This window comes from Streptomyces sp. NPDC079141, from assembly GCF_040686775.1.
Taxonomy (GTDB): domain Bacteria; phylum Actinomycetota; class Actinomycetes; order Streptomycetales; family Streptomycetaceae; genus Streptomyces.
The window spans coordinates 170,754-193,071 of record NZ_JBFBLP010000017.1 but is presented as its reverse complement, the minus strand read 5'-3'; the positions used below and the strand labels follow the sequence as shown (position 1 = coordinate 193,071).

General features: G+C 71.4%; 18 protein-coding genes. 15 read left to right on the top strand and 3 right to left on the bottom strand.

Annotated elements, in window-relative coordinates:
- Positions 1 to 107 precede the first annotated feature (107 nt).
- From AB0Q90_RS34445 to gatB, 6 genes are all read left to right on the top strand, one after another.
- A complete protein-coding gene (locus AB0Q90_RS34445) occupies positions 108 to 2,381 on the top strand; it encodes a bifunctional diguanylate cyclase/phosphodiesterase (protein ID WP_363162461.1) in 2,274 nt (757 codons plus the stop codon).
- Positions 2,382 to 2,431: 50 nt separating this feature from the next.
- Positions 2,432 to 2,923, top strand: coding sequence for a cupin domain-containing protein (locus AB0Q90_RS34440; RefSeq protein ID WP_363162460.1), 492 nt, complete (start codon positions 2,432 to 2,434; stop codon positions 2,921 to 2,923).
- A gap of 190 nt (positions 2,924 to 3,113) precedes the next feature.
- Positions 3,114 to 3,410: an Asp-tRNA(Asn)/Glu-tRNA(Gln) amidotransferase subunit GatC gene (gatC, locus tag AB0Q90_RS34435; protein WP_363162459.1), complete on the top strand. Its 297-nt coding sequence runs from the start codon at positions 3,114 to 3,116 to the stop codon at positions 3,408 to 3,410.
- A gap of 5 nt (positions 3,411 to 3,415) precedes the next feature.
- Entirely contained in the window at positions 3,416 to 4,909 is a 1,494-nt protein-coding gene (gene gatA / locus AB0Q90_RS34430) for an Asp-tRNA(Asn)/Glu-tRNA(Gln) amidotransferase subunit GatA (protein ID WP_363162458.1), read from the top strand.
- Complete coding sequence (locus tag AB0Q90_RS34425) at positions 4,906 to 5,145, top strand: hypothetical protein (protein WP_363162457.1); 240 nt, start codon at positions 4,906 to 4,908, stop codon at positions 5,143 to 5,145. The genes gatA and AB0Q90_RS34425 overlap by 4 nt, the downstream gene beginning before the upstream one ends.
- A 15-nt stretch (positions 5,146 to 5,160) precedes the next feature.
- Positions 5,161 to 6,675, top strand: a complete 1,515-nt coding sequence (gatB, locus tag AB0Q90_RS34420) for an Asp-tRNA(Asn)/Glu-tRNA(Gln) amidotransferase subunit GatB (RefSeq protein ID WP_363162456.1) — start codon at positions 5,161 to 5,163, stop codon at positions 6,673 to 6,675.
- A gap of 57 nt (positions 6,676 to 6,732) precedes the next feature.
- Here the strand turns inward: gatB and AB0Q90_RS34415 are convergent, their stop codons facing one another.
- A complete protein-coding gene (locus tag AB0Q90_RS34415; RefSeq protein WP_363162455.1) occupies positions 6,733 to 7,536 on the bottom strand; it encodes a methyltransferase domain-containing protein in 804 nt (267 codons plus the stop codon).
- Between the two features lie 178 nt (positions 7,537 to 7,714).
- Here AB0Q90_RS34415 and AB0Q90_RS34410 point away from each other — a divergent pair, with 178 nt between their 5' ends.
- The 7 genes from AB0Q90_RS34410 to AB0Q90_RS34380 all read left to right on the top strand — a co-directional run bounded on the left by AB0Q90_RS34410 (position 7,715) and on the right by AB0Q90_RS34380 (position 15,297).
- Positions 7,715 to 8,008 (top strand): hypothetical protein, encoded by a 294-nt coding sequence (locus AB0Q90_RS34410; protein ID WP_363162454.1) that lies wholly within the window; start codon positions 7,715 to 7,717, stop codon positions 8,006 to 8,008.
- 194 nt (positions 8,009 to 8,202) lie between these two features.
- On the top strand, positions 8,203 to 10,431 hold the full coding sequence (locus AB0Q90_RS34405) for an MMPL family transporter (RefSeq protein ID WP_363162453.1): 2,229 nt from the start codon (positions 8,203 to 8,205) through the stop codon (positions 10,429 to 10,431).
- Entirely contained in the window at positions 10,409 to 10,984 is a 576-nt protein-coding gene (locus AB0Q90_RS34400; RefSeq protein WP_363162452.1) for a GNAT family protein, read from the top strand. The genes AB0Q90_RS34405 and AB0Q90_RS34400 overlap by 23 nt, the downstream gene beginning before the upstream one ends.
- A gap of 35 nt (positions 10,985 to 11,019) precedes the next feature.
- Positions 11,020 to 11,562, top strand: coding sequence for a hypothetical protein (locus tag AB0Q90_RS34395; protein ID WP_363162451.1), 543 nt, complete (start codon positions 11,020 to 11,022; stop codon positions 11,560 to 11,562).
- Between the two features lie 206 nt (positions 11,563 to 11,768).
- A complete protein-coding gene (locus AB0Q90_RS34390; RefSeq protein ID WP_363162450.1) occupies positions 11,769 to 11,957 on the top strand; it encodes a hypothetical protein in 189 nt (62 codons plus the stop codon).
- Between the two features lie 65 nt (positions 11,958 to 12,022).
- A complete protein-coding gene (locus AB0Q90_RS34385) occupies positions 12,023 to 15,070 on the top strand; it encodes an AAA family ATPase (RefSeq protein ID WP_363162449.1) in 3,048 nt (1,015 codons plus the stop codon).
- A 44-nt stretch (positions 15,071 to 15,114) separates the two neighbouring features.
- Positions 15,115 to 15,297: a DUF6191 domain-containing protein gene (locus AB0Q90_RS34380; RefSeq protein WP_363162487.1), complete on the top strand. Its 183-nt coding sequence runs from the start codon at positions 15,115 to 15,117 to the stop codon at positions 15,295 to 15,297.
- Between the two features lie 6 nt (positions 15,298 to 15,303).
- Here the strand turns inward: AB0Q90_RS34380 and AB0Q90_RS34375 are convergent, their stop codons facing one another.
- Together AB0Q90_RS34375 and AB0Q90_RS34370 are read right to left on the bottom strand one after the other, a co-directional pair.
- On the bottom strand, positions 15,304 to 16,476 hold the full coding sequence (locus tag AB0Q90_RS34375; protein WP_363162448.1) for a PQQ-dependent sugar dehydrogenase: 1,173 nt from the start codon (positions 16,474 to 16,476) through the stop codon (positions 15,304 to 15,306).
- 115 nt (positions 16,477 to 16,591) lie between these two features.
- Entirely contained in the window at positions 16,592 to 17,590 is a 999-nt protein-coding gene (locus tag AB0Q90_RS34370) for an aldo/keto reductase (protein ID WP_363162447.1), read from the bottom strand.
- A gap of 76 nt (positions 17,591 to 17,666) precedes the next feature.
- On the opposite strand from AB0Q90_RS34370, the gene AB0Q90_RS34365 reads away from it, so the two are divergent.
- Complete coding sequence (locus AB0Q90_RS34365; protein ID WP_363162446.1) at positions 17,667 to 18,641, top strand: 2-hydroxyacid dehydrogenase; 975 nt, start codon at positions 17,667 to 17,669, stop codon at positions 18,639 to 18,641.
- A 389-nt stretch (positions 18,642 to 19,030) separates the two neighbouring features.
- The gene (locus tag AB0Q90_RS34360) at positions 19,031 to 22,084 is read left to right on the top strand and encodes an EAL domain-containing protein (protein WP_363162445.1); all 3,054 of its coding nucleotides are present in this window, start codon (positions 19,031 to 19,033) and stop codon (positions 22,082 to 22,084) included.
- Positions 22,085 to 22,318: the final 234 nt, after the last annotated feature.

Genomic DNA, 22,318 nt, shown 5'->3' with positions numbered 1-22,318 from the left:
CTTGCTCTTGATGAGCTGGGGGAAGGGTTTTCCAACGCGGTGCCGTTGAAGGTTGTCGGGCATCGGGCCGCGTGGCGTGGGCACCGCCGGCTGTGAGAGGGACGGGAATGGAACCGACCGAGAGCGCCGCCCCGGACTCACGGCTGCGCCTGCGCCGGGTCACCGGCGCATGGCGGGCGTGGTCCGGGCGGTCCGCCGGGCGTCCGGGCGCGGAGGGGCGTACCACCGGACCGCTGAGCGGACCGCTCACCGGGGCGGACGGCCGAGGCGTCGCGCAGCTCACCGCCAACCACGTGCCCGGCCTGACGGGCCCCGAGGCGGAACACCACCTGTCCTGGCCGGCGCTGCCCGCCGCGGTCGTCGCGGCGGCCGGCTTCGTCCTGGGCGCCGGCTTCTACCGGGCCTTCGCCGGCGACCACGCCCTCTTCCCGTCCGGCACCGTCGGCTGGTCGCTGGCCGTGCTCACCGGCATCATCGTCGGCCACCTGGTCGCCCTCGGCCGCGCCCGCTGGTGGGGCGGCACCGGCTCCGGCGCCGCCCTCACCCTCGCCGTACTGATGCTGTACGGCTGGGTGCCCGCAGGCATGGTCAGCCTCACCGTCGTCGTCCTGGTCGGCATAGCCCGCCGCCACCGCTGGCGGCAGGGCGTCCTGCACGGCTCGGTGGACATCCTCGGCATCGCCGCCGGCGCCCTCGTCCTGGCCGCCTTCGGCCGGGTTCCGTCCGTCGAGGACCCCTGGGACCCCGGCACCTGGACGCTCTACACCGTCCCCGAGGTGGTGCTGGTCGCCTCCGCCTACCTCCTGGTCACCCGCACCCTGCTGTGGTACCTGCACGCCCCCCGCGCAGGTGGCCGGCTGCCCACCGTCGCCCGCACCGCCCTGGCCAGACAGGGCCTGGTCGCGGTCGCGCTGCTCGGCATCGCCCCGCTGGTCTGCGTGGTCGCCTTCGCCCAACCGGTGCTGCTGCCGCTGTTCTCCATCCCGCTGATCGCCCTCGACTCCACCCTGTGGATAGCCCGGGCCCGCGCCGAGGAGCAGCTGCGTGATCCGCTGACCGGGCTCCCCAACCGGCAGTGGCTGCTGGAACGCATCTGGACCGCCCTCGACGACGCCGAACGCATCGGCGCCCGGTCCGCCCTGATGCTGATCGACCTGGACCGTTTCCGCTCCGTCAACGACACCCTCGGACACCTGGCCGGTGACCGGCTGCTGTTGCAGATAGCGGACCGGCTGCGCGTGGCGCTGCCGAGGGGCGCGGAGGCCGCGCGCCTGGGCGGTGACGAGTTCGCCGTCTTACTGCCGGTGGCCGACTCCACCACCTCCGCGACCCGGGTCGCCCGCAACCTGGTCGCCGACCTCAGCTCCCCGCTCGACCTCGACGGCCTCACCCTGGTCCTGGAGGCCAGCGCCGGCGTCGCCGTCTTCCCGGACCACGCCCTGGACGCCGAGGGCATGCTGCGCCGCGCGGACGTGGCGATGTACCAGGCGAAGCGCGACCGCACCGGCGTCGAGGTCTACGAGTCCAAGCGGGACTCCAACACCCCCGACCGGCTGGGACTGCTGGGGGACCTCAGAAGGGCCCTCGACGCGCACGAGGTACAGCTGCACTACCAGCCCAAGGTCCGATTCGACGGCCAGGTGGCCGGCCTCGAAGCACTGGTGCGCTGGGTGCATCCCGAGCGCGGCAAGGTGCCGCCGGACGAGTTCATAGCCATCGCCGAGTCCTCCGGGCTGATGCCCCACCTCACCGAGTACGTGCTGGAGACGGCGCTCGGCCAGGTCGCCCGCTGGCGGGCCCAGGGCCTGCACGTGCCGGTGGCCGTCAATGTCTCCCCGCGCGACGTGCACACCCCCGGCTTCGCCGGTTCCGTCGCCGCCCGGCTGGCCCGCCACGGCGTCCCCGCCGGCTCGCTCCAGCTGGAGATAACCGAACACGTCCTGCTGGAGGACCCGCAGCGCGCCGCCGACACCCTCGCCGGGCTGACCGGGCACGGCGTGAAGATGTCCCTGGACGACTTCGGCACCGGCTACTCCTCCCTCGTCCATCTGCGGCGCCTGCCCGTCAGCGAGCTGAAGATCGACCGCTCGTTCGTGGCCCGGCTGGCCGTCGACGCCGAGGACGCGGAGATCGTGCGCTGCACCGTGGACCTCGCGCACTCGCTGGGCCTCCTCGTGGTCGCCGAGGGCGTCGAGGACGACGAGACCTGGGAGCGGCTGCGCGACCTCGGCTGCGACGCCGTACAGGGCTGGCTCGTCGCGGCGGCCATGCCGGCGGAGGAGACCACGGCCTGGCTGCGGGCGCGGGGCTCCCGCGGCTGGCAGCGCCCGGCAGCGGCCCTGCCGGCGGCGGCCGCGGACGACCCCGGCCGGGTCGGCTAGGACCGCCTGAGATCATTCACCCCTGAGTCATGTCTCCAGGGGGTCCGGAAGTGTCGCTGTTCATACCGACGTTCGAAGAGACCGTGGTCGTCCGGGACGCGGACGCCGAGCTCATCGAGGCGGGTCCCGTCGCCGCGAAGCTGCTGGCCGACAGCAGCGCGTCCGGCGGTGCGCTGTCCGCCGTGCGCGTCACCCTCGGCGAAGGAGCCGACGGCGCCCGCCCGCATCTGCACCACCACTCCGCAGAGATGTTCTTCCTGCTCGACGGCGAGGCACAGCTCCTGTCCGGGGACGACGTCGTCACCGCCGAGCGCGGCGACCTCGTCATCGTCCCGCCCGGCAGACCGCACGCCTTCGCCGCCGCCCCCGGCTCCACCGCCGACCTCCTCGTCGTCATCACCCCGGGCGTCGAACGCTTCGAGTACTTCCGCCATCTGCGGCGCATCCGCCTCGGCGAGGTCACCCCGGAGAGCCTGCTGGAGGTGCAGGAGCTCTACGACAACCACTTCCTGAGCAGCGAGGTCTGGGACACCCGCCGCTAAGGCTCCGGGAAACCGTTTCACGGGCATGGGCCCCCGCCCCATAGGATTGGGGCTAGTCGTCACATTCCCGTCTGCCGCGCGACGCCCGGCACGCACGCTCGCCGCGTTGCCCGCCCTTCGGGCGGACGACGGGAATGCGACGACTAGCCCCGGCCCCAAACCACACACACTCACCCCAGAGGATCGCTGCATGCCTGGCATCACGCGCGAGGAGGTCGCCCACCTCGCCCGGCTGGCGCGTCTGGAGCTGAAGCCCGAAGAGCTTGATCACTTCGCCGGCCAGCTGGACGACATCATCGGCGCGGTGGCCCGCGTCAGCGAGGTCGCCGACCAAGACGTACCGCCGACCTCCCACCCGCTTCCGCTGACGAACGTCATGCGGGCGGACGAGGTCCGTCCGTCGCTCACCCCCGAGCAGGCGCTCTCCAGCGCCCCGGCCCAGGAGCAGCAGCGTTTCAAGGTGCCGCAGATCCTGGGGGAGGACTAACAGCCATGACGGACATCATCAAGCTCACGGCCGCCGAGACCGCCGCGAAGATCGCCTCCGGCGAGCTCACGGCCGTCGAGGTCACCGAGGCCCACCTGGCCCGTATCGAGGCCGTCGACGAGAAGGTCCACGCCTTCCTGCACGTCGACCGCGAGGGCGCCCTCGCGCAGGCCCGCGCCGTCGACGAGAAGCGCGAGCGCGGCGAGAAGCTCGGCCCGCTGGCCGGCGTCCCGCTCGCGCTCAAGGACATCTTCACCACCGAGGGCGTGCCCACGACCGTCGGTTCGAAGATCCTTGAGGGCTGGATCCCGCCGTACGACGCGACCCTCACCAAGAAGCTGAAGGCCGCCGACGTCGTCATCCTCGGCAAGACCAACATGGACGAGTTCGCCATGGGGTCGTCGACGGAGAACAGCGCCTACGGGCCGACCGGCAACCCCTGGGACCTGACCAAGATCCCCGGCGGTTCCGGCGGTGGGTCGAGCGCCGCGCTCGCCTCCTTCCAGGCGCCGCTCGCCATCGGCACCGACACCGGCGGCTCCATCCGCCAGCCGGCCTCCGTGACCGGCACGGTCGGTGTGAAGCCGACGTACGGCGCCGTGTCCCGTTACGGCATGGTGGCGTTCTCCAGCTCCCTCGACCAGGGCGGCCCCTGTGCCCGTACGGTCCTGGACGCGGCGCTGCTGCACGAGGTCATCGCCGGGCACGACCCGATGGACTCCACGTCCATCGACGCCCCGGTCCCGCCGGTCGTCGAGGCCGCCCGCAACGGCAGCGTCGAGGGCATGCGCGTCGGCGTCGTCAAGCAGTTCCGTGGCGAGGGCTACCAGGCCGGCGTCATCCAGCGGTTCGACGAGTCCGTCGAGCTGCTGAAGGAGCTGGGCGCCGAGATCGTCGAGCTGGACTGCCCGTCCTTCGACCTCGCCCTGTCGGCGTACTACCTGATCGCCCCCTCGGAGTGCTCCTCCAACCTCGCCCGCTTCGACGGCCTGCGCTACGGCCTGCGGACCGGCGACGACGGCACGCACTCCGCCGAGGAGGTCACCTCGCTCACCCGTGAGGCGGGCTTCGGCCCCGAGGTCAAGCGCCGCATCATGCTCGGCACGTACGCCCTGAGCTCCGGCTACTACGACGCGTACTACGGCAGCGCCCAGAAGGTCCGCACGCTCATCACGCGCGACTTCGAGAAGGCCTTCGAGCAGGTCGACGTCATCGTCTCGCCGACGACGCCGACCACCGCCTTCCCGATCGGCGAGCGTGCCGACGACCCGATGGCGATGTACCTGGCCGACCTGTGCACCATCCCGACCAACCTGGCGGGCAACGCGGCCATGTCGCTGCCCTGCGGTCTCGCCCCGGAGGACAACCTTCCGGTGGGCCTGCAGATCATCGCCCCGGCGTTGAAGGACGACAGGCTCTACAAGGTCGGCGCAGCCGTCGAGGCCGCCTTCGTGGAAAAGTGGGGGCACCCGCTTCTTGAGGAGGCTCCGTCGCTGTGAGCAAGCTGTCCAAGGCCAAGGACTTCAAGAAGTCCAAGTCCGGTACGTACCTGTCGATTGCGACCACCGCGTTCGGCGCGATTGGTGTCGCCAAGCAGATCAAGAAGGCCCGTGCCGAGCAGGACACGCTGCGGCTGATCGACGCCACCGTCTCCGCGGTCGCGATCGTCACCGGCCTCGCCATCCTGTACCGCGAACTGAAGCGGCTGGGCGACGACGACGTCCTGCTGGGCTGAGAGGGAAGTTTCACCGTGACCACCACGACCGACCTGGTGTCGTACGAGGACGCGCTGGCGTCGTACGACCCCGTCATGGGCCTTGAGGTCCATGTCGAACTCGGCACCAAGACCAAGATGTTCTGCGGCTGTTCGACCGCTCTCGGTCAGGACGCCAACACGCAGACCTGTCCCGTCTGCCTCGGCCTGCCCGGCGCGCTCCCGGTCGTCAACGCGACCGGCGTCGAGTCGGCGATCAAGATCGGTCTCGCGCTGAACTGCGAGATCGCCGAGTGGTGCCGCTTCGCCCGGAAGAACTACTTCTATCCGGACATGCCGAAGAACTTCCAGACCTCCCAGTACGACGAGCCGATCGCCTTCAACGGCTACCTCGACGTACAGCTGGAGGACGGCGAGACCTTCCGCGTCCAGATCGAGCGCGCCCACATGGAGGAGGACACCGGCAAGTCGACGCACGTCGGCGGCGCCACGGGCCGAATCCACGGCGCGCAGCACTCCCTGCTCGACTACAACCGCGCCGGCATCCCGCTCATCGAGATCGTCACCAAGCCGATCGAGGGTGCGGGCGAGCGTGCTCCCGAGGTCGCGCGGGCCTACGTCCGTGAGCTGCGCGAACTCATCAAGGCGCTCGGCGTCTCCGAGGCCCGTATGGAGATGGGCCAGATGCGCTGCGACGTGAACCTGTCGCTGCGCCCGAACGGCACCGAGAAGTTCGGCACGCGTTCGGAGACGAAGAACGTCAACTCGCTGCGTTCCGTGGAGCGTGCGGCCCGCTTCGAGATCATGCGGCACGCGGCCGTGCTGTCGTCCGGCGGCACGATCATCCAGGAGACCCGCCACTTCCACGAGGACACGGGGTCGACGACCTCGGGCCGAGTGAAGGAGGAGGCCGAGGACTACCGGTACTTCCCGGAGCCCGACCTCGTCCCGGTGGCGCCCTCGCGTGAGTGGGTCGAGCAGATCCGCGCGGCGCTGCCCGAGATGCCGCTGGCCCGTCGCACCCGGCTGCTGGCCGAGTGGGGCATCTCCGCCACCGACATGCAGGCGATCCTCAACGCCGGTGCGCTGGACCCGATCGTCGCCACGATCGACGCCGGTGCCGACGCGGCCTCCGCCCGCAAGTGGTGGATGGGCGAGCTGGCGCGCAGCGCCAACGAGTCCGGGACCTCGCTCGACGAGCTGGCCATCACGCCGGCCCAGGTCGCCCGGGTCACCGAGCTCGTCTCGAAGGGCGACCTCAACGACAAGCTGGCCCGCCAGGTCATCGAGGGCGTGCTCGCGGGCGAAGGCACCCCGGACGAGGTCGTCGACAAGCGCGGTCTGAAGGTCGTCTCCGACGAGGGTGCCCTGGGTGCCGCCGTTGACGAGGCCATCGCCGGCAACCCGGGTATCGCCGACAAGATCCGCTCCGGCAAGGTCGCCGCGGCCGGTGCCCTGGTCGGCGCGGTCATGAAGGCCACCCGCGGCCAGGCCGACGCGGCCCGCGTCAAGGAGCTGATCCTGGAGAAGCTCGGCGTCAGCGAGGGCTGAGGCAGGACCGAGAACGGCCCCGGAGGTGCGTACCTCCGGGGCCGTTCTCGTACGTCCTTACCTACGGCGCCCTACGAGTCGTACGAAACCCAGCGCGCGGCCCTCGTCGGTGCGCACCATCTCGCCGACCTCGCGGGACATCGTCCGGTGGAACTCCTCCGGACTCTCCTCGGCGACCACCTCGCACCACAGCAGCCAGTCCCGCCAGCCGTCGTCCAGCCACTCGGCCGTCTCGACGTCGACGGCCCCGCTGCGCGTCCACTGGCGTCGCCACCAGTCGGCGGAGTGGAACGCCCAGAAATCGGGGTCCCAGAAGGGTTTGAGGTGCTCGGGAGGTTCGGCCCCCGTCACCTCCTCCCGCAGCGCGGGCACGACGACGCCGATCCGCCCGCCGGGCTTGAGCAGCCGGGTCAGGGTGGGCAGATAGAGGTCGTTCGTGCCGAAGTACTGGTACGCGTCGATGCTCACGATCGCGTCGAAGCTCGCCTCGGCGAAGGGCAGGTCGTGCGCCTCGGCGTGCACGGGCAGCACCCGGTCGGCGAAACCGGACTCGGCGATGCGCCGGGCGTTGTCGTCGGGTGCGATCCACAGGTCGGCCGCGGTGACCTGGGCGTCGTACTCCCTGGCGAGGAAGACCGAGGTCATTGCCCGGCCGCAGCCGAGGTCGAGGACGCGTGCGCCGGGGCGCAGTTCCTCCAGGCCCAGGGCGGGGGCCAGCCACTCCAGCAGCCACAGGGCGTTGGGGCCCATCTGGTTGTCGACGACCCAGCGGGCGTCGTAGCCGTTGCTGCGCGGGTAGCGGGGGTGGATCAGGCGCTCATCGAGGCCTTGGTGCGGGGTGCTCGGGTTGATGTCTGGCATGGGTGAACGGGCTCCTTGAGTCCTTGACGGCGGACATGGGTACGCAGGAGCTCGGTCGGACCTTCAAACAATGCACCTCATCCGGTCGGTGTCCGGTCGGCGAACCTTCGCAGCCAACCACCCCGCACCAGGCCCCCGCATCCGTTTTTCTCAGCGGAACCCGCTACGCTCGCCCGCCATGAGTGGACGCGCTGATTCCGACACCCCCGCGGACATAGCCGAGGTGCACGAGGCGCGCCGGGCCCGCTGGACCGCGGTCACGACCGGGGCGCTGCTGACCCTCGCCGGACTCGCCGCCTCGACACTGCGCGCCACCGGCTCGGCGCCGGTGCTCGTCCCCGCCGCGTACGCCCTCGGTGCCGCGGTCTGCGCCCTCGCGGCCGTCCTCGGCTCCCGCGGCCGTACCCGGCGGGCCCTGTGGCTGCTGATAGCCGGGGTGACGGTGATGGCGGTCGGAGACCAGTTCGACTGAGGTGACAGTGCGGCCGTTACTGTCCTGTGATCTGCCTCGCACTCCTGTGAATAAGCCCACGAACGTCTTAAAGGATCACTTTCACCTGTAAGAGTGGTCCTCGCATTGCTCATGCGTTCTTTGCGGGCTGTTCACCTCATGAACGACTGTTCCCGGCCAAAGATCCATAAATCGCCATCCCTGGGAGCATGTTCGTGGCAGCACTCGCACGCTGGTGTGTCCAGCGCCGCCTCGTCGCCGTTCTGCTGTGGCTCCTCGCCTTCGGCGGGGTGACCGCGGCCGCCGCCGTCGCCGGATCGGCGTACTCGAACGACTACGAGGTCCCCGGCACCGAGTCGGGCCGCGCCACCCAGCTGCTCCAGGACGGCTTCCCGGGCCTCGGCGGCGACAGCGACACGGTCGTCTGGCACACCGACTCCGGCACCGTCCGCGCCGCCGACGTGCAGCAGACGATGAACCGCACCCTGGAGGAGATCGCCGACCTGCCCGGCGTCGCCGCGGTGTCGGGCCCCTACGACGACCAGGGCGCCGCCCAGGTCAGCGCGGACGGACGTACCGCCTACGCCACCGTCGTCTTCGAGGACTCGGCCGAGAACATCGACCAGGCCGAGGCACAGACCGTCGTCGACACCGCGAAGGCCGCCGGGACGGACGGGCTCCAGGTGGAGCTGGGCGGAAGCGCCGTCGCGCTCACCGAGTCCTCGGGCGGGCATCTCGCCGAAGTGGTCGGCGTGGCCGTGGCCGCCGTCGTCCTGTTCCTCGCCTTCGGCTCGCTCGCCGCCTCGCTGCTGCCCATCGCCACCGCCCTGGTCAGCGTCGGCACCGCCTACGCCGGCATCGTCCTGCTCGGGCACGCCATGACCGTCGCCGACTTCGCCCCCATGCTCGGCATGCTCATCGGCCTCGGCGTCGGCATCGACTACGCGCTGTTCATCGTGACCAGACACCGGCGCGGTCTGAAGCGTGGACTGCCAGTCGGCGAGTCGATCGCGAGTGCCGTCGCGACCACCGGACGAGCGGTCGTCTTCGCAGGTGCCACCGTTTGCATCGCCCTGCTGGGCATGCTGATCCTGCGGCTGAGCTTCCTCAACGGCGTCGCCATCGCCGCCTCGCTGACCGTGGTGCTCACCGTCGCGGCCTCGGTGACCCTGCTGCCCGCCCTGCTGTCCTTCATCGGCATGCGTGCCCTGAGCCGCCGCGAGCGGCGCAGGCTCGCCGAGCACGGGCCCGAACCCGAGCTGCCGACCGGGTTCGCCGCACGCTGGTCGGCGTTCGTGGAGCGTCACCCCAAGCTGCTCGGCGCCCTCGCCCTGGTCGTCATCACCGTCCTCGCGCTGCCCACCCTCGGCCTCCGCCTCGGCACCTCCGACCAGGGCAACAATCCGGACACCGCCACCACCCGCCAGGCCTACGACCTCCTCGCGGACGGCTTCGGCCCGGGCGTGAACGGCCCGCTGACCCTGGTGACGCAGGTCGACGGCGCCGACGACAAGCTCGCCCTGGACAACCTCGACGCCACCCTGCGCGCCACCGAAGGCGTCGCGTCGGTGACTCCGGTGACCTACAGCTCGGGCGGCGAGACCGCCTACCTCACCCTCGTGCCCGAGTCCTCGCCGCAGTCCGACAGGACGAGTGATCTGGTGGAGCGGCTGCGCTCCGACGTGCTGCCGCGCGCCGAGACCGGCACCTCGCTCGACCTCCAGGTCGGCGGCATGACGGCCGGCTACGACGACTTCGCCGACGTCATCGTCGGCAAGCTGCCGCTCTTCGTCGGCGTCGTCGTCGGCCTCGGCTGCGTCCTGCTGCTGCTCGCCTTCCGGTCCGTCGGCATCCCGCTGAAGGCCGCCGCGATGAACATCGCCGCCGTCGCCGCCGCGTTCGGTGTGGTCGTCGCGATCTTCCAGTGGGGCTGGGGCAGCGAGCTCCTGGGGCTGGGCCGCGCCGGGCCGATCGAACCCTTCCTCCCCGTGATCATGGTGTCGGTCCTCTTCGGGCTCTCCATGGACTACCAGGTCTTCCTCGTCAGCCGGATGTACGAGGAGTGGCTGGAAACCGGCGACAACCGGCGTGCCGTGCGGATCGGCCTCGCCGAGACCAGCCGGGTGATCAACTCCGCCGCGGTCATCATGATCTCGGTCTTCCTCGCCTTCGTCCTCAGCGGCGACCGTGTGATCGCCATGTTCGGCATCGCGCTCGCCGCCGCCGTCGCCCTGGACGCCTTCGTCCTGCGCACGCTCCTCGTCCCCGCCCTCATGCACCTCCTCGGCGGCGCCAACTGGTGGCTGCCGCGCTGGCTGGACGCCCGGCTGCCGCGGATCAGCATCGAGCCGCCCGAGTCGCGCGCCGCCCATGAGAGGCTGGCCGACGTTGTGGAGGAGCTGGAGAAGGAGCGGCGGGAAGATGTACGCGATATCGCTGGGTGACGACGGAGCCGTACTGCGGCCCCTGGAGCCGTGGCACGCCGAGGAGTTCCTGGCCCATCTGGAGCGCGGCCGGGAGTTCATCAACCAGTACGTGCCGTTCGCCTCCAAGGCCCAGGACGTCCCCAGTGCGCGCACGGTCCTCCAGCGGTACGCCGACATGCGCGCCGCCGACACCGGCTCCCTGCACGGACTGTGGCTGGACGGCAAGCTCGTCGGCGGAGTGCTCTTCCTGAACTTCGACGCGGAGGCCCGCAACTGCGAGGTCGGGTGCTGGCTGGAACCCGCCGGAACCGGCCGCGGCCTTGTCACGCGCGCGATGCGGGTGCTCCTGGACTGGGCGTTCGGCGAGCGCGCCATGCACCGCGTGGAGTGGCACGCGGCATCGGCCAACGAACCCAGCATCAACGTGGCACGACGGCTCGGCATGAGCCGCGAGGGCGTGCTGCGGGAGAACTGGCCCCACCGCGGTGTACGTCATGACACCGAGGTGTGGGCGGTGCTCGCCTCCGAGTGGCACGCGGCACGCGCGCGTACCGCTCACAACGATCATTAAGCAACCTCTCAGACAGCGTCCGTACGGTGCGAGGCATGGGAACGAAGACAGTGGACGAGACCGAGGCCAACGTGAAGACCGATGAGGAGTCGGTGGACGTCGATGCCACCGACGTCGATGCCATCGACACCGACGAGGTGACGGAGGCGGAAACGGAGAAGGACGAAGCCAGGGAAGAAGGCCCCACCTTCGTCGGCCAGGGCGCGGGCGCGGTCGTCTCCGCGGCGCTCGGCCTCGTCTCGCTGACCGGTGGCTGGATCGGTACGGTCGCCTCCGCGCGCGAGACCCTCATCGGCCAGCTGGAGACCTCGTCGAACGCGAGCGTCGCCAAGCAGGTGGACGCGATTTACGGCGACGCCTGGCAGGCCAGCGCCCTGTGGGCCGGCCTGTTCGCGCTGGTCTCCCTGGTCGTCGGCGTCGTCGTGCTCGCCCGGCCCGCGTTCGGCGTGCCCGGCAAGGCGCAGCCCGTGTGGATCAAGTCGGTCGCCTGGGCGGGCGTCGCCCTCGGTGTCATCGGCCTGCTGATGGCCGTACTCAAGTACACCGACGTGCTGCTCGGCCTGCCCTCGACCAGCTGACCTGGACCCGAATCACCGCAGGTCCTGAGGGGTCTTAGGCCCTCCGTAAGCACCTTACGGAGGGACTGAGGCCCCTTACGCGCGTCTAAGGCCCCGCCCGCCGCCGAAGATGCGGAACTCTCCCGATGTGACCGACCCCCCTGGGAAACGAAAGTAGAGGCATCGCAGAAAGCGAAGCCGAAAACCAACTCTCAGCAGGGGACACCATGTTCGAGTACGAGCTCCACCACCTCCGTTCCGCCGAGCTGATCCGTGCGGCCCAGGACGAGCGGCTGGCCCGCGAGGCCGTCCGCAGCCGCCGCGCCGCCCGCCGGGAAACCGCACGACGCGCCGCCGAGGGCGAGGTGCATACCTCCCGCCTCGGTCGGCTCCGGTCCGCCGCCCGGACCGCGTGAACGCCAAAGGGCCGACGGACGTCTTCCCGGTGAAAACCGGTGCCCCGCTGTCGGAGCCGCATGCGATGCTCTGGCCTGTGGAAACCCAGTCCGTCAGCCCGGTGTTCGTCGGTCGCGCCGATGAATTGCAGATCCTGAACGACGCGCTCGCCCGCGCTGCCGCGGGCGAGCCGCAGGCGTTGCTGATCGGCGGTGAGGCCGGCGTCGGCAAGACCCGCCTGGTCGAGGAGTTCGCGGACGGCGCCGCCCGCGAGGGAGCGGTCGTCGCGCTCGGCGGCTGCGTCGAGATCGGCGCCGACGGGCTGCCCTTCGCCCCGTTCTCCACCGCACTGCGCGCCCTGCGCCGCGTCCTGCCGGACGAACTGGCCGCCGCTGCCGCGGGCCAGGAGGAGGAACTCGCCCGGCTGCTGCCCGAACTCGGCGAGACCGGCCCGGGACGGCACGACGAGGAGAGCATGGCCCGCCTCTTCGAACTCACCGCCCGCCTGCTGGAGCGCGTCGCCGCCGACCGCACGGTCGTCATCGCCCTGGAGGACCTCCACTGGGCCGACGCCTCCACCCGGCACCTCCTCGCCTACCTCGTCCGCACCCTGCGCACCGGCCGCCTGGTCGTCCTCGCCACCTACCGCTCCGACGACATCCACCGCCGTCATCCGCTGCGCCCCCTGCTCGCCGAACTGGACCGGCTGCGCACGGTCCGCCGGATCGAACTCGGCCGCTTCAGCCGCGCCGAGGTCGGCCGCCAGATGGCCGGCATCCTCGCCGCCGAGCCCGACCCGGCCCAGGTGGACGAGGTCTTCGAACGCTCCGACGGCAACGCCTTCTTCGTCGAGGAACTCGCCGTCGCCGCCCACGAGGGCTGCTGCACCGGACTCACCGACTCCCTGCGCGATCTGCTCCTGGTCCGCGTCGAGGCGCTGCCCGACAGCGCCCAGAAGGTCGCCCGGATCGTCGCCGAGGGCGGCTCCACCGTGGAGCACCGGCTGCTCGCCGCCGTCGCCCGGCTCGCCGAGGACGACCTCATCGAGGCACTGCGGGCCGCCGTGCACGCCAGCATCCTGCTGCCCGCGCCCGACGGCGACGGCTACCGCTTCCGCCACTCCCTGGTCCGCGAGGCCGTCGGCGACGACCTGCTGCCCGGCGAACGCTCCCGCCTCAACCGCGGCTACGCCGAGGCCCTGGAGGCGGATCCGAGCCTGGTCCCCGCCGACGCCCGCGTCATGCGCCTGGCCAGCTACTGGTACCACGCCCATGACGCGGCCAAGGCCCTGCCCGCCGTCCTCGACGCCTCCGTCGTGGCCCGCCGCCGGCACGCCTACTCCGAGCAACTGCGGTTGCTGGAACGGGCGATGGAACTGTGGGACACCGCCCCCGACGAGGTCCGAGCCGGACTGCGCCCTGTCGACTACACCGAGGTCTATCCCCCCTGCGGCTGCGACCCGGCGACCACCCCCCTGCGCTACCTCGACCTGATGGCCGAGGCCGCCGTCGCCGGACGGCTCTGCGGGGAGCGCGAACGCGCCCTGAAGACCACCAAACGGGCGCTGCACCTGCTCGCCGACGAGGACGACCCGCTGCGCGCCGCATGGTTCTGGATCCAGCGCTCCCGCCTCATCCAGGCGCAGGCCCGCGGCGACGGCTGGCAGGAGATCGCCACCGCGCAGGACCTGGTGCGCGGCCTGCCGCCGTCCGAGGTGCACGCCGAGGTGCTGGCCACGGCCGCCTCCTGGGCCATGACCCACGACCCGGGCCCGGAGGCCGTCACCGCCGCGGAACGCGCCGTCGAGTACGCGCGCATGGTCGGCGCCACCCACATCGAACTCAACGCACAGCTCACCCTTGGCGCACTCCTGGCCGACGCCGGGGACATCGAGACCGGACTCGGCCTGATGTACGAGGCGAAGGACCAGGCGGCCACCCGCGGGCACACCACCGTGCTGAGCCGCGGCCACATCAACCTGCCGTCCGTCCTCGAAGGCCTCGGCCGCTCCGAGGACGCGGTGGGCATCCTGCGCGAGGGTCTGCGCCTCACCCAGGAACGGGGCCTCAGGGAGTCCCAGGCCTGGGTCTGGGCCAACCTCGCCGAGTCACTGACCTCCCTCGGCCACTGGGACGAGGCGGCCGAGGCCGCGCTCAAGGCCCAGGGCGGCGCCGGACAGGTCGCCAAGCCGCGCGGCTGCGGCTCCAACTGCCTCACCTTCCTGGCGCTCGCGCGCGGCCAGGCCGACGAGGCCGCCCGCCACCTGGCCGAGAGCCGCGCCGCCTACGGCAGCCACGACCCCATGCCGCAGAACAACCTCCCCATATCCCGGCTCACCATCGAGCTCGCCGCCGCCGAGGGCCGCATCCTCGACGCCCGCGCCGAACTCCTGCGCACCCTGGACACCGGCTTCCAGCCCGGCACCCAGCGCTACGCCTGGCCCCTGCTGCGGGCCGCCGCCACCGCCGAGGCCGACGCCCGGACCCTGCCCGCCGCCGACGAGGGCCGCGCCGACGCCCTCGACCGCCTCTTCCGGGCCGTCAAGACCCTCACCACCGACGCCCCCATCTGGCTCGCCCACGAGATGTGGGTACGCGCCGAACTCCAGCGCGCCGAGGGCTGCACGCCTCTCGACCTCTGGTCGGAGACGGTCGCCGCCTTCGAACACCTGCAACGCCCCTACGACCTCGCCCGCCTCCGCCTGCGCCTGGCCGAGGCCCTCCTCACGACCGGCGGCGAGGACGAACGGGCCCGCGCCTCGGAACTGCTCCGCCTGGCCGGCGCCGTCGCGGACCATCTGGGCGCCCGCCCCCTGGCCGAGGCCGTCACACTGCTCGCCCAGCGCGGCCGCCTCGCGCTGACCCCCGGCCCCCGACAGCCGTCCGCCGCCCAGGACCCCGTCGAGTCCCTCGGCCTCACCACCCGCGAACGCGACGTCCTGCGCCTGGTCTCGGCCGGCCGCACCAACCGCCAGATCGCCGAGGAACTCTTCATCTCCCCGAAGACGGCCAGCGTCCATGTGTCCAACATCCTGGCCAAGCTCGGCGTCGCGGGGCGGGGAGAGGCGGCGGCGGTGGCGCATCGGCTGGCACTGTTCCCCTCCGATCCGCTCGACGCCTCTACGGCCGGGTGAGGCCGTACGCTGAAAGGGACCGGCAGGGAGGCGCCGTGTTCAACATGTTCGAGGAACTGTTCGCACCGGGCCGCAAGCACACCCGTGACGAGCAGAACCGCCTGGAGCTCACCCGGGAGGACGTCGGGGACGGCGATCCCGGGCGCGGGCCGATAGATCTGGCGTCCGGGAAAGTCGTCGTACGACGTCCTGAGCCCTCGCCCCATGAGCACGACGGGGAGGAATGAGGGCCCTCAGCCCACCTGCACCTCCAGAATCCGGTCGTCCCCGTCCTCGGGGTCGCCCCTGCCGTCGGTGTTGCTCGTCGTCAGCCACAGCTTGTCGCCGCCCGCCGCGACCACCGTGCGCAGCCGGCCGTACTCGCCCTCCAGGAAGGCCTGCGGGTCGGCCGAGGCCTCCGTGCCCTTCAGGGGGACGCGCCACAGGCGCTCGCCCCTGAGCCCCGCCATCCAGATCGAGCCCTCGGCGTAGGCGATGCCGCTGGGCGAGGCCTCGTCCGTGCCCCACTGGGCTATCGGATTGTGGAACGCCGGATCGTCCGACCTGCCCTCTGCCTCCGGCCAGCCGTAGTTGTCACCCGGCTTGATCGCGTTGAGCTCGTCCCAGGTGTCCTGGCCGAACTCGGCGGCGAACAGGCGCTGTTTGGAGTCCCAGGCCAGGCCCTGCACATTGCGGTGGCCGTAGGAGTACACGGGCGAGTCCGGGAACGGGTTGCCCGGCGCGGGCTCGCCCTCGGGGGTCAGCCGCAGGATCTTGCCGCCCAGGGACTCCTTGTCCTGGGACAGACCCTCCTCGCCGCTCTCGCCCGTGCCCGCGTACAGCATTCTGTCCGGGCCGAAGGCGATCCGGCCGCCGTTGTGCACAAAGCCCTTGGGGATGCCCCTGAAGATCGTGTCCGGGGCGCCCAGTTGCTCGCCGGTGGGCCTGTCCTCGTCGTAGAGCATGCGGACGATGCGGTTGTCCGACGCCGAGGTGAAGTAGGCGTAGACCATGTGGTCCGAGGCGTAGTCCGGGGAGAGTGCGAGGCCCATCAGACCGCCCTCGCCGGCCGGGGAGACCCCGGGCACCTCGCCCAGCTCGGTCTTCTTGCCGGTCTCCGTGTCGACCCGGGTGATCGTGGCCTCGTCGCGGGAGGAGACAAGGAGGTCGCCGTCGGGGAGCGGGGCCAGACCCCAGGGGGTGCTCAGGCCCTCGGCGACCGTGCGCGTCACCTTGGCCGAGCCCTTCGCCGGCGGTGCCTCCTCGGTCGCCTGCTGCGAGGGCGGCGCACCGGACGTCGTACCGCTCGGTGTCGTGCCGTCACCGCCGCCGGACGACCCGCCTCCGTCGTCGGAGGAGCAGCCGGCCGTCAGCAGGAGCGCGGCGGTGGCCAATACGGCCGACACAGCTCGACGTTGCACGATCATGGTCCCTTCGACGGCGGTCCCCAGCGCGGGCTCTACTTGTCTTACACCGCTCGCGCCTCACAGGTTCCCGATCACCCGAACCCGAAGCGTGCCCGGGAAGATCACGCCCGCCGGGTCAGTCCCATGACCCCAGCGCCCCCGGCAGCTCCGCCACCTCCGTCAGGTCCTGCGCCGTCAGCCGCAGCTCTGCCGCCGCCGCGTTCTCGGCCGCCCAGCGCTCCTGCTTGGCGCCCGGCACCGGAACCACGTGCCGGCCCTGCGCCAGCACCCATGCCAGGGCCACCTGGGCCGGCGTGACGTCCTCGCCGTGCCGGTGCGCGATCCGGCGCAGCCCGGCGACGATCGGCTGGTTCGCCGCCATCATCTCCGCGGTGAAGCGGGGATGACGGGCACGGACGTCGTCCGGTTCGAAGCCCTCGCCCGGCGTCAGCGTGCCGGTGAGGAAGCCGTTGCCCAGCGGCATCGCCGACAGGAAGCCGATGCCGCGCGCCTCGCACCACGGCAGCAGTGACTCCAGCGCCTCCGGCGACCACACCGACAGCTCCGCCTGCACCGCGCTCACCGGGAACACCTGCTGCACCCGCTGCAACTGGCGGATCGTCGCGTCGTGCAGCCGCGTCCCGGACCGGCGGCCGCCCCGAGCGCCCATCGCGCACACGCCCAACGCCCGTACCTTCCCCGCCCGGACGAGCTCCGCCATCGCCCCCCAGGTCTCCTCCACCGGAACCTCGGGGTCGGCGCGGTGCAGCTGGTAGAGGTCGATGACATCCGTCTGCAGGCGGCGCAGCGACGCGTCGCACGCCCGCTTCACATAGCCGGGGCGGCCGTTGGCCACGATGTGCTGCTCGCCGACCAGCAGTCCGACCTTGGTCGACACGAAGGCGTCCTGCCGACGCTCCTTCAACACCCGCCCCACCAACAGCTCGTTGGTGAACGGGCCGTACATGTCGGCCGTGTCCAGCAGCGTCGAGCCGGCGTCGAGCGCCCGGTGCACGGCCCTCAGCGACTCGTCACCGCGCTGCCGTGACCCGCTGTACGCCCAGCTCATCGGCATGCACCCGAGTCCGACAGCCCCCACCGCGAGCGCCGCCGCGCCGATCGTCCTGCGCTCCACCTGCTCGTGACCCTCCCTCTTCCGGCTCCCCAACCTAACCTCTGCCGTCCCGCGCGCCTGACATAGCCTCCTGGCCATGACTGCTGACGTGTGGCTTCCCATCCCGCCGGAAGAGATCGAGGGGCTCCCCGAAGGGCCGAACTACCGCTACTGGGACGGCGCCGAGGACTTCCCCGCGGACCCGGCCGACTGCGCGTTCTACGTCGTCCCCTACATGAAGGCCCCCGAGCTCGGACAGCGCCCGCTGCCCGGGATGAGCAACGTGCAGGTCGTACAGACGCTGTCCGCCGGCATCGACCACGTGGAGCCGGGCCTGAAGCACCTGCGCCCGGGCGTGACGCTGTGCAACGCGCGCGGGGTGCACGAGGCGAGCACCGGCGAGCTCACCCTCGCGCTGATCCTCGCCTCGCTGCGCGGCATCCCCGACTTCGTGCGCGCCCAGGACAAGGGGGAGTGGCAGGGCGGGTTCCGGCCCGCGCTCGCCGACAAGAACGTCCTCATCGTGGGGTACGGCTCGATCGGCGCCGCCATCGAGGACCGGCTCACTCCGTTCGAGGTTGCGCGGGTGGCGCGCGTCGCGCGCTCCGCGCGCACCACGGCGCGCGGGCCGGTGCATCCACTCACCGAACTGCACGCCCTGCTCCCCGAAGCGGACATCGTCATCCTGTCCACGCCGCTCACCGAAACCACCCGCCACCTGGTCGACTCCGACTTCCTGGCCCGTATGAAGGACGGCGCGCTGCTGGTCAACGTCGCCCGCGGCGGCGTCGTCGACACCAAGGCGCTCCTTGCCGAACTGGAGCACGGCCGTATCACCGCCGCCCTCGATGTCACCGACCCCGAGCCACTGCCCCCGGGCCACCCCCTGTGGCATGCGCCGGGCGTGCTCATCAGTCCGCACGTGGGCGGGCCGACGTCCGCGTTCCTGCCGCGCGCCAAGCGGCTGCTGGTGGACCAGTTGAGCCGATTCGTGAACCGGGAGCCCCTGCGCAACGTGATCCTTACGACGGGTGCCACCAGCGCCCGGGACACGGACACAGCAGGCGCGTAATCCACTTCGGGCACCCTCCGCAACCCCCTGGACGCGGACCGTGCCCGCATCCCGCTGATCGTCACGGAGCGTAGAGAACCTATGTCCCTGAGTGACGAGACTGGTGTATCGTCCCGACAGGGGCTGCGCCGCGCACCGTTCGGCGCCGGGGATGGACATTTCAGACTGTGAGGGGGGCGACGGGCGATGCACGGCCTATGGACGAACGATCCGACGCGGCGGGGCCGCCGACGGCGACCCTGGCGCACGGCCGCGCGCAGACGCGGCCACCACGGCAATCACGGCGGACATCACAACCATCACCGCAGGCACAGCAGCCGCAGGAGGCATGCCCACCCAGCGCACCGGGACCCGCGGGACGCGGGAGCGGCGCGGACCGGGAGGGTCCGGTGAACTCGCCGCCGCCTCCCACGACCGCGCTCCGCGGAGCGCCGCGGGCCGAGCCCTCGTCGGGGACGCTGCTGCCCCGGCCGCCGTTCGGGAGCGGCGGGTCCGCCCTGGTCCCCCAACTCGTACTGGCCCTGTTGTGCGCGGGATACGCCGTCGGTTCCGCGCTCGGCTGGGGTTCGGACGAAGTCGCCCTGATCATGGGTGACTTCGGGCTGAGTCTGGCGGCGGGCACGGCCGCCGTCTCCTGCTTCCTCTACGCCCGAAGCCGCCGCATCCGCTTTCGACCGGCCTGGCTGCTGTTCGCCTTCTCCTCCGCGATGGCGGCCCTGGGCAACCTGGTCTGGGGCTGGTACGAGGTCGTCCTGGAACGGCCGGTGCCCAGCCCCAGTTACGCGGACGGGTTCTTCCTCTGCTTCGCGCCGCCCGCCATCGTGGGACTGCTGGTGCTCGCCAAGCGCCCGGTGACGAAGGCCGGTTGGGTCTGCCTCGCGCTGGACGCCTGGCTGATCGGCGGCTCGCTGCTCACCCTGTCGTGGAGCCTCGCCCTGGCCCAGACGGCGGCCGAGTCCGGGGCGTCGAGCGTGGCGCACACCGCGCTGTCGCTGGCCTACCCGCTGCTCGACATCGCTCTGGTCAGCATGGTGCTCGCGCTGCACTTCCGGCGCTCGTCGGTGAACCGCACCGCGGTGAACACCGCGATCGGCGCCCTGGCCCTGACCGTGATGTGCGACGCCCTGTTCACCTCGCCGCTGATGCACAACAACTACCGTTCCGGCCAACTCCTCGACGCGGGCTGGTTCGCCGGCTCGCTGCTGCTGGCCTACGCCCCCTGGGCGGCTCCCCGGCACGGCGACCCGGAGCGGCAGGAGAGCAACGGGTACACGCGCGTGGTGCGCGAGCACCTGCCGGGCAAGCGCGGCAGCCACCACCCCCTGCCCGTGCAGGGAGGTGATCACAGCCGGTATCCGGTCGCCCGGCCGATCGCCGGTTCCCTGGCCGCCCTCACGCCCTATCTCGCCGCCGCCGTCTGCACCCTGGGCATCCTCTACAACGTCCTCAACGGCCGCAGCGTCGACCGCGTCGTGCTCATCACCGGCGGCACCGTCGTGCTCGCCCTCGTGATGCGCCAGGGCATCATGCTGCTCGACAACATCACCCTCACCCAGGAACTCGCGCAGAAGGAGAACCACTTCCGCTCCCTGGTGCAGGGCTCCAGCGACGTCATCATGATCGCCGCGCCCAACGGCATCCTCCGCTATGTCTCCCCGGCCGCAGCCGGCGTCTACGGCCGCGCCGCGGAGGAGCTGGTGGGTACGGAACTGGCCAATCTCATCCACCCGGAGGACCTGGGCTGCGTGGTGCACGAGGTGCGCCGCTTCCTCGCCGCCAGCCCACTTGAGGAACCCACTACGCGCATCGAGTGCCGGTTCCGGTCCGGCGGTGGGGGAGGCTGGCTGAACGTCGAGTCGACCGTCAACCGCCACCACGGCGGCCTCATCTTCAACAGCCGGGACGTGACCGAAAGAGTGCGCCTGCAGGCGCAGCTCCAGCACAACGCCGAGCACGACCCGCTCACCGACCTGCCCAACCGCGCCCTGTTCACCAAGCGCGTCCAGCAGGCCCTGTCCGGCCGCCGCGCCTCCGACCGCGGCGCCGCCCTGCGCGGCACGGCCGTCCTCTTCATCGACCTCGACGGCTTCAAGGCCGTCAACGACACGATCGGGCACCAGGCCGGGGACGAACTGCTCGTCCAGGCCGCCCGCAGACTCCAGGAGGCGGTCCGGCACGGCGACACCGCCTCCAGACTGGGCGGTGACGAGTTCGCCGCCCTCATCGTCGGGGACGGCACCCGTGACCGCGCCGCTCGCGAACGCCACATCCTGGAGCTCGCCGACCGCCTCAGGATCACGCTCTCGCAGCCGTACGTCATCGACGGCAACGATGTCCGGGTCGCCGCCTCCATCGGCGTCGCCTTCGCCGAGCCCGGCCTCGGCGCGGGGGAGCTGCTGCGCAACGCCGACCTGGCGATGTACCGCGCCAAGGCGTCCGGCAAGGGCCGCGTCGAGCTGTACAAGCCGCAGATGCAGCAGGACGTCGTACGCAAGGCGGAGCTGGCGACGCGGCTGCGGGCCGCGCTGCACGACGGCGAGTTCGCGCTGCTGCACCAGCCGGTGGTGTGTCTGGAGGACGGCCGGATCGCATCGGTCGCCGCCCAGGCGCGCTGGCGGTCCTCGCAGGGTGTGCTGTTCACCCCGGCCGAGTTCCTGCGGGTGGCCGAGGACAGCGACAAGACCGCCGAGCTGGGCCGCTGGATGCTGGAGGAGGCCGTCGAGCAGGCCGCCGAGCGCACCGCGACCGGGCTCGCCGTCCCCGTCGCGGTCCGGATGAGCGCGCGCCGGCTGCTGGACCGCTCGATGCCGCTCGGTTCGATCGAGGCCCTGCTGACCCGGCACGGGCTGCCCTCGGGCTCCCTGGTCATCGAGCTGTCCGACACCGATCCGCGCGTCTCGCTGGACGAGCTGGAGCGGCGGCTGAGCGCCCTGCGCAGGCTGGGCGTCCGGATCGCCCTGGACGGCTTCGGCAGCGGCTACGCGGCGATCACCGCCCTGCGCAGGCTTCCGGCCGACGTCCTCAAGCTCGACCGCAGCCTGGTCGAGGGTGTCGTGGAGTCCGCACGGCTGTACAAGATCACCAGCGGGCTGCTGCGGATCGCCACCGATCTGGGGCTGCAGTCCGTGGCCGACGGTGTGGACCTGCCCGAGCAGGTCGTCGCGTTGCGCGCGATGGGCTGCACCCATGGGCAGGGCATGGCGTTCGCCGGTCCGCTGGACGAGTACCGGCTGCGCCGGGCGCTCGGTTCCGGCCAATATCCGGTGCCGCACGGACCGGCCGAGCCCGCGTTCGCGGGGGGTGTGCGGGAGGCGAAGGACCGCGTCGGACTCGATGGCGGGGCAGTGCGCAGGTCCGGGGTGTACACAGGAGGTGTAGCCGCTGTTCTCGGAGGCGGAAGTGCCCTTCGTTCACATAATGAGACTCCCGTCCCACCCACTTGACAGTGAGTGCGTGCCGGGGGGAGGGTCAGTGCCATGCGCACCCGAATTCTCGTACTTGGAAAGCGCGTCGGCTGAAGCTGGTGACCTCCGGACGGACCCGGAACTCCCAGCGACCACTCCCGGCGCGCTCCCCTCGCTTGCCTTATGGCACGAGGGGTTTTTTGTTGCACAGGCACCAGTAGTGCAACAGGGCAACACCGCACAAACTTCGCAAAAACCCTCAGCATCGAGAAG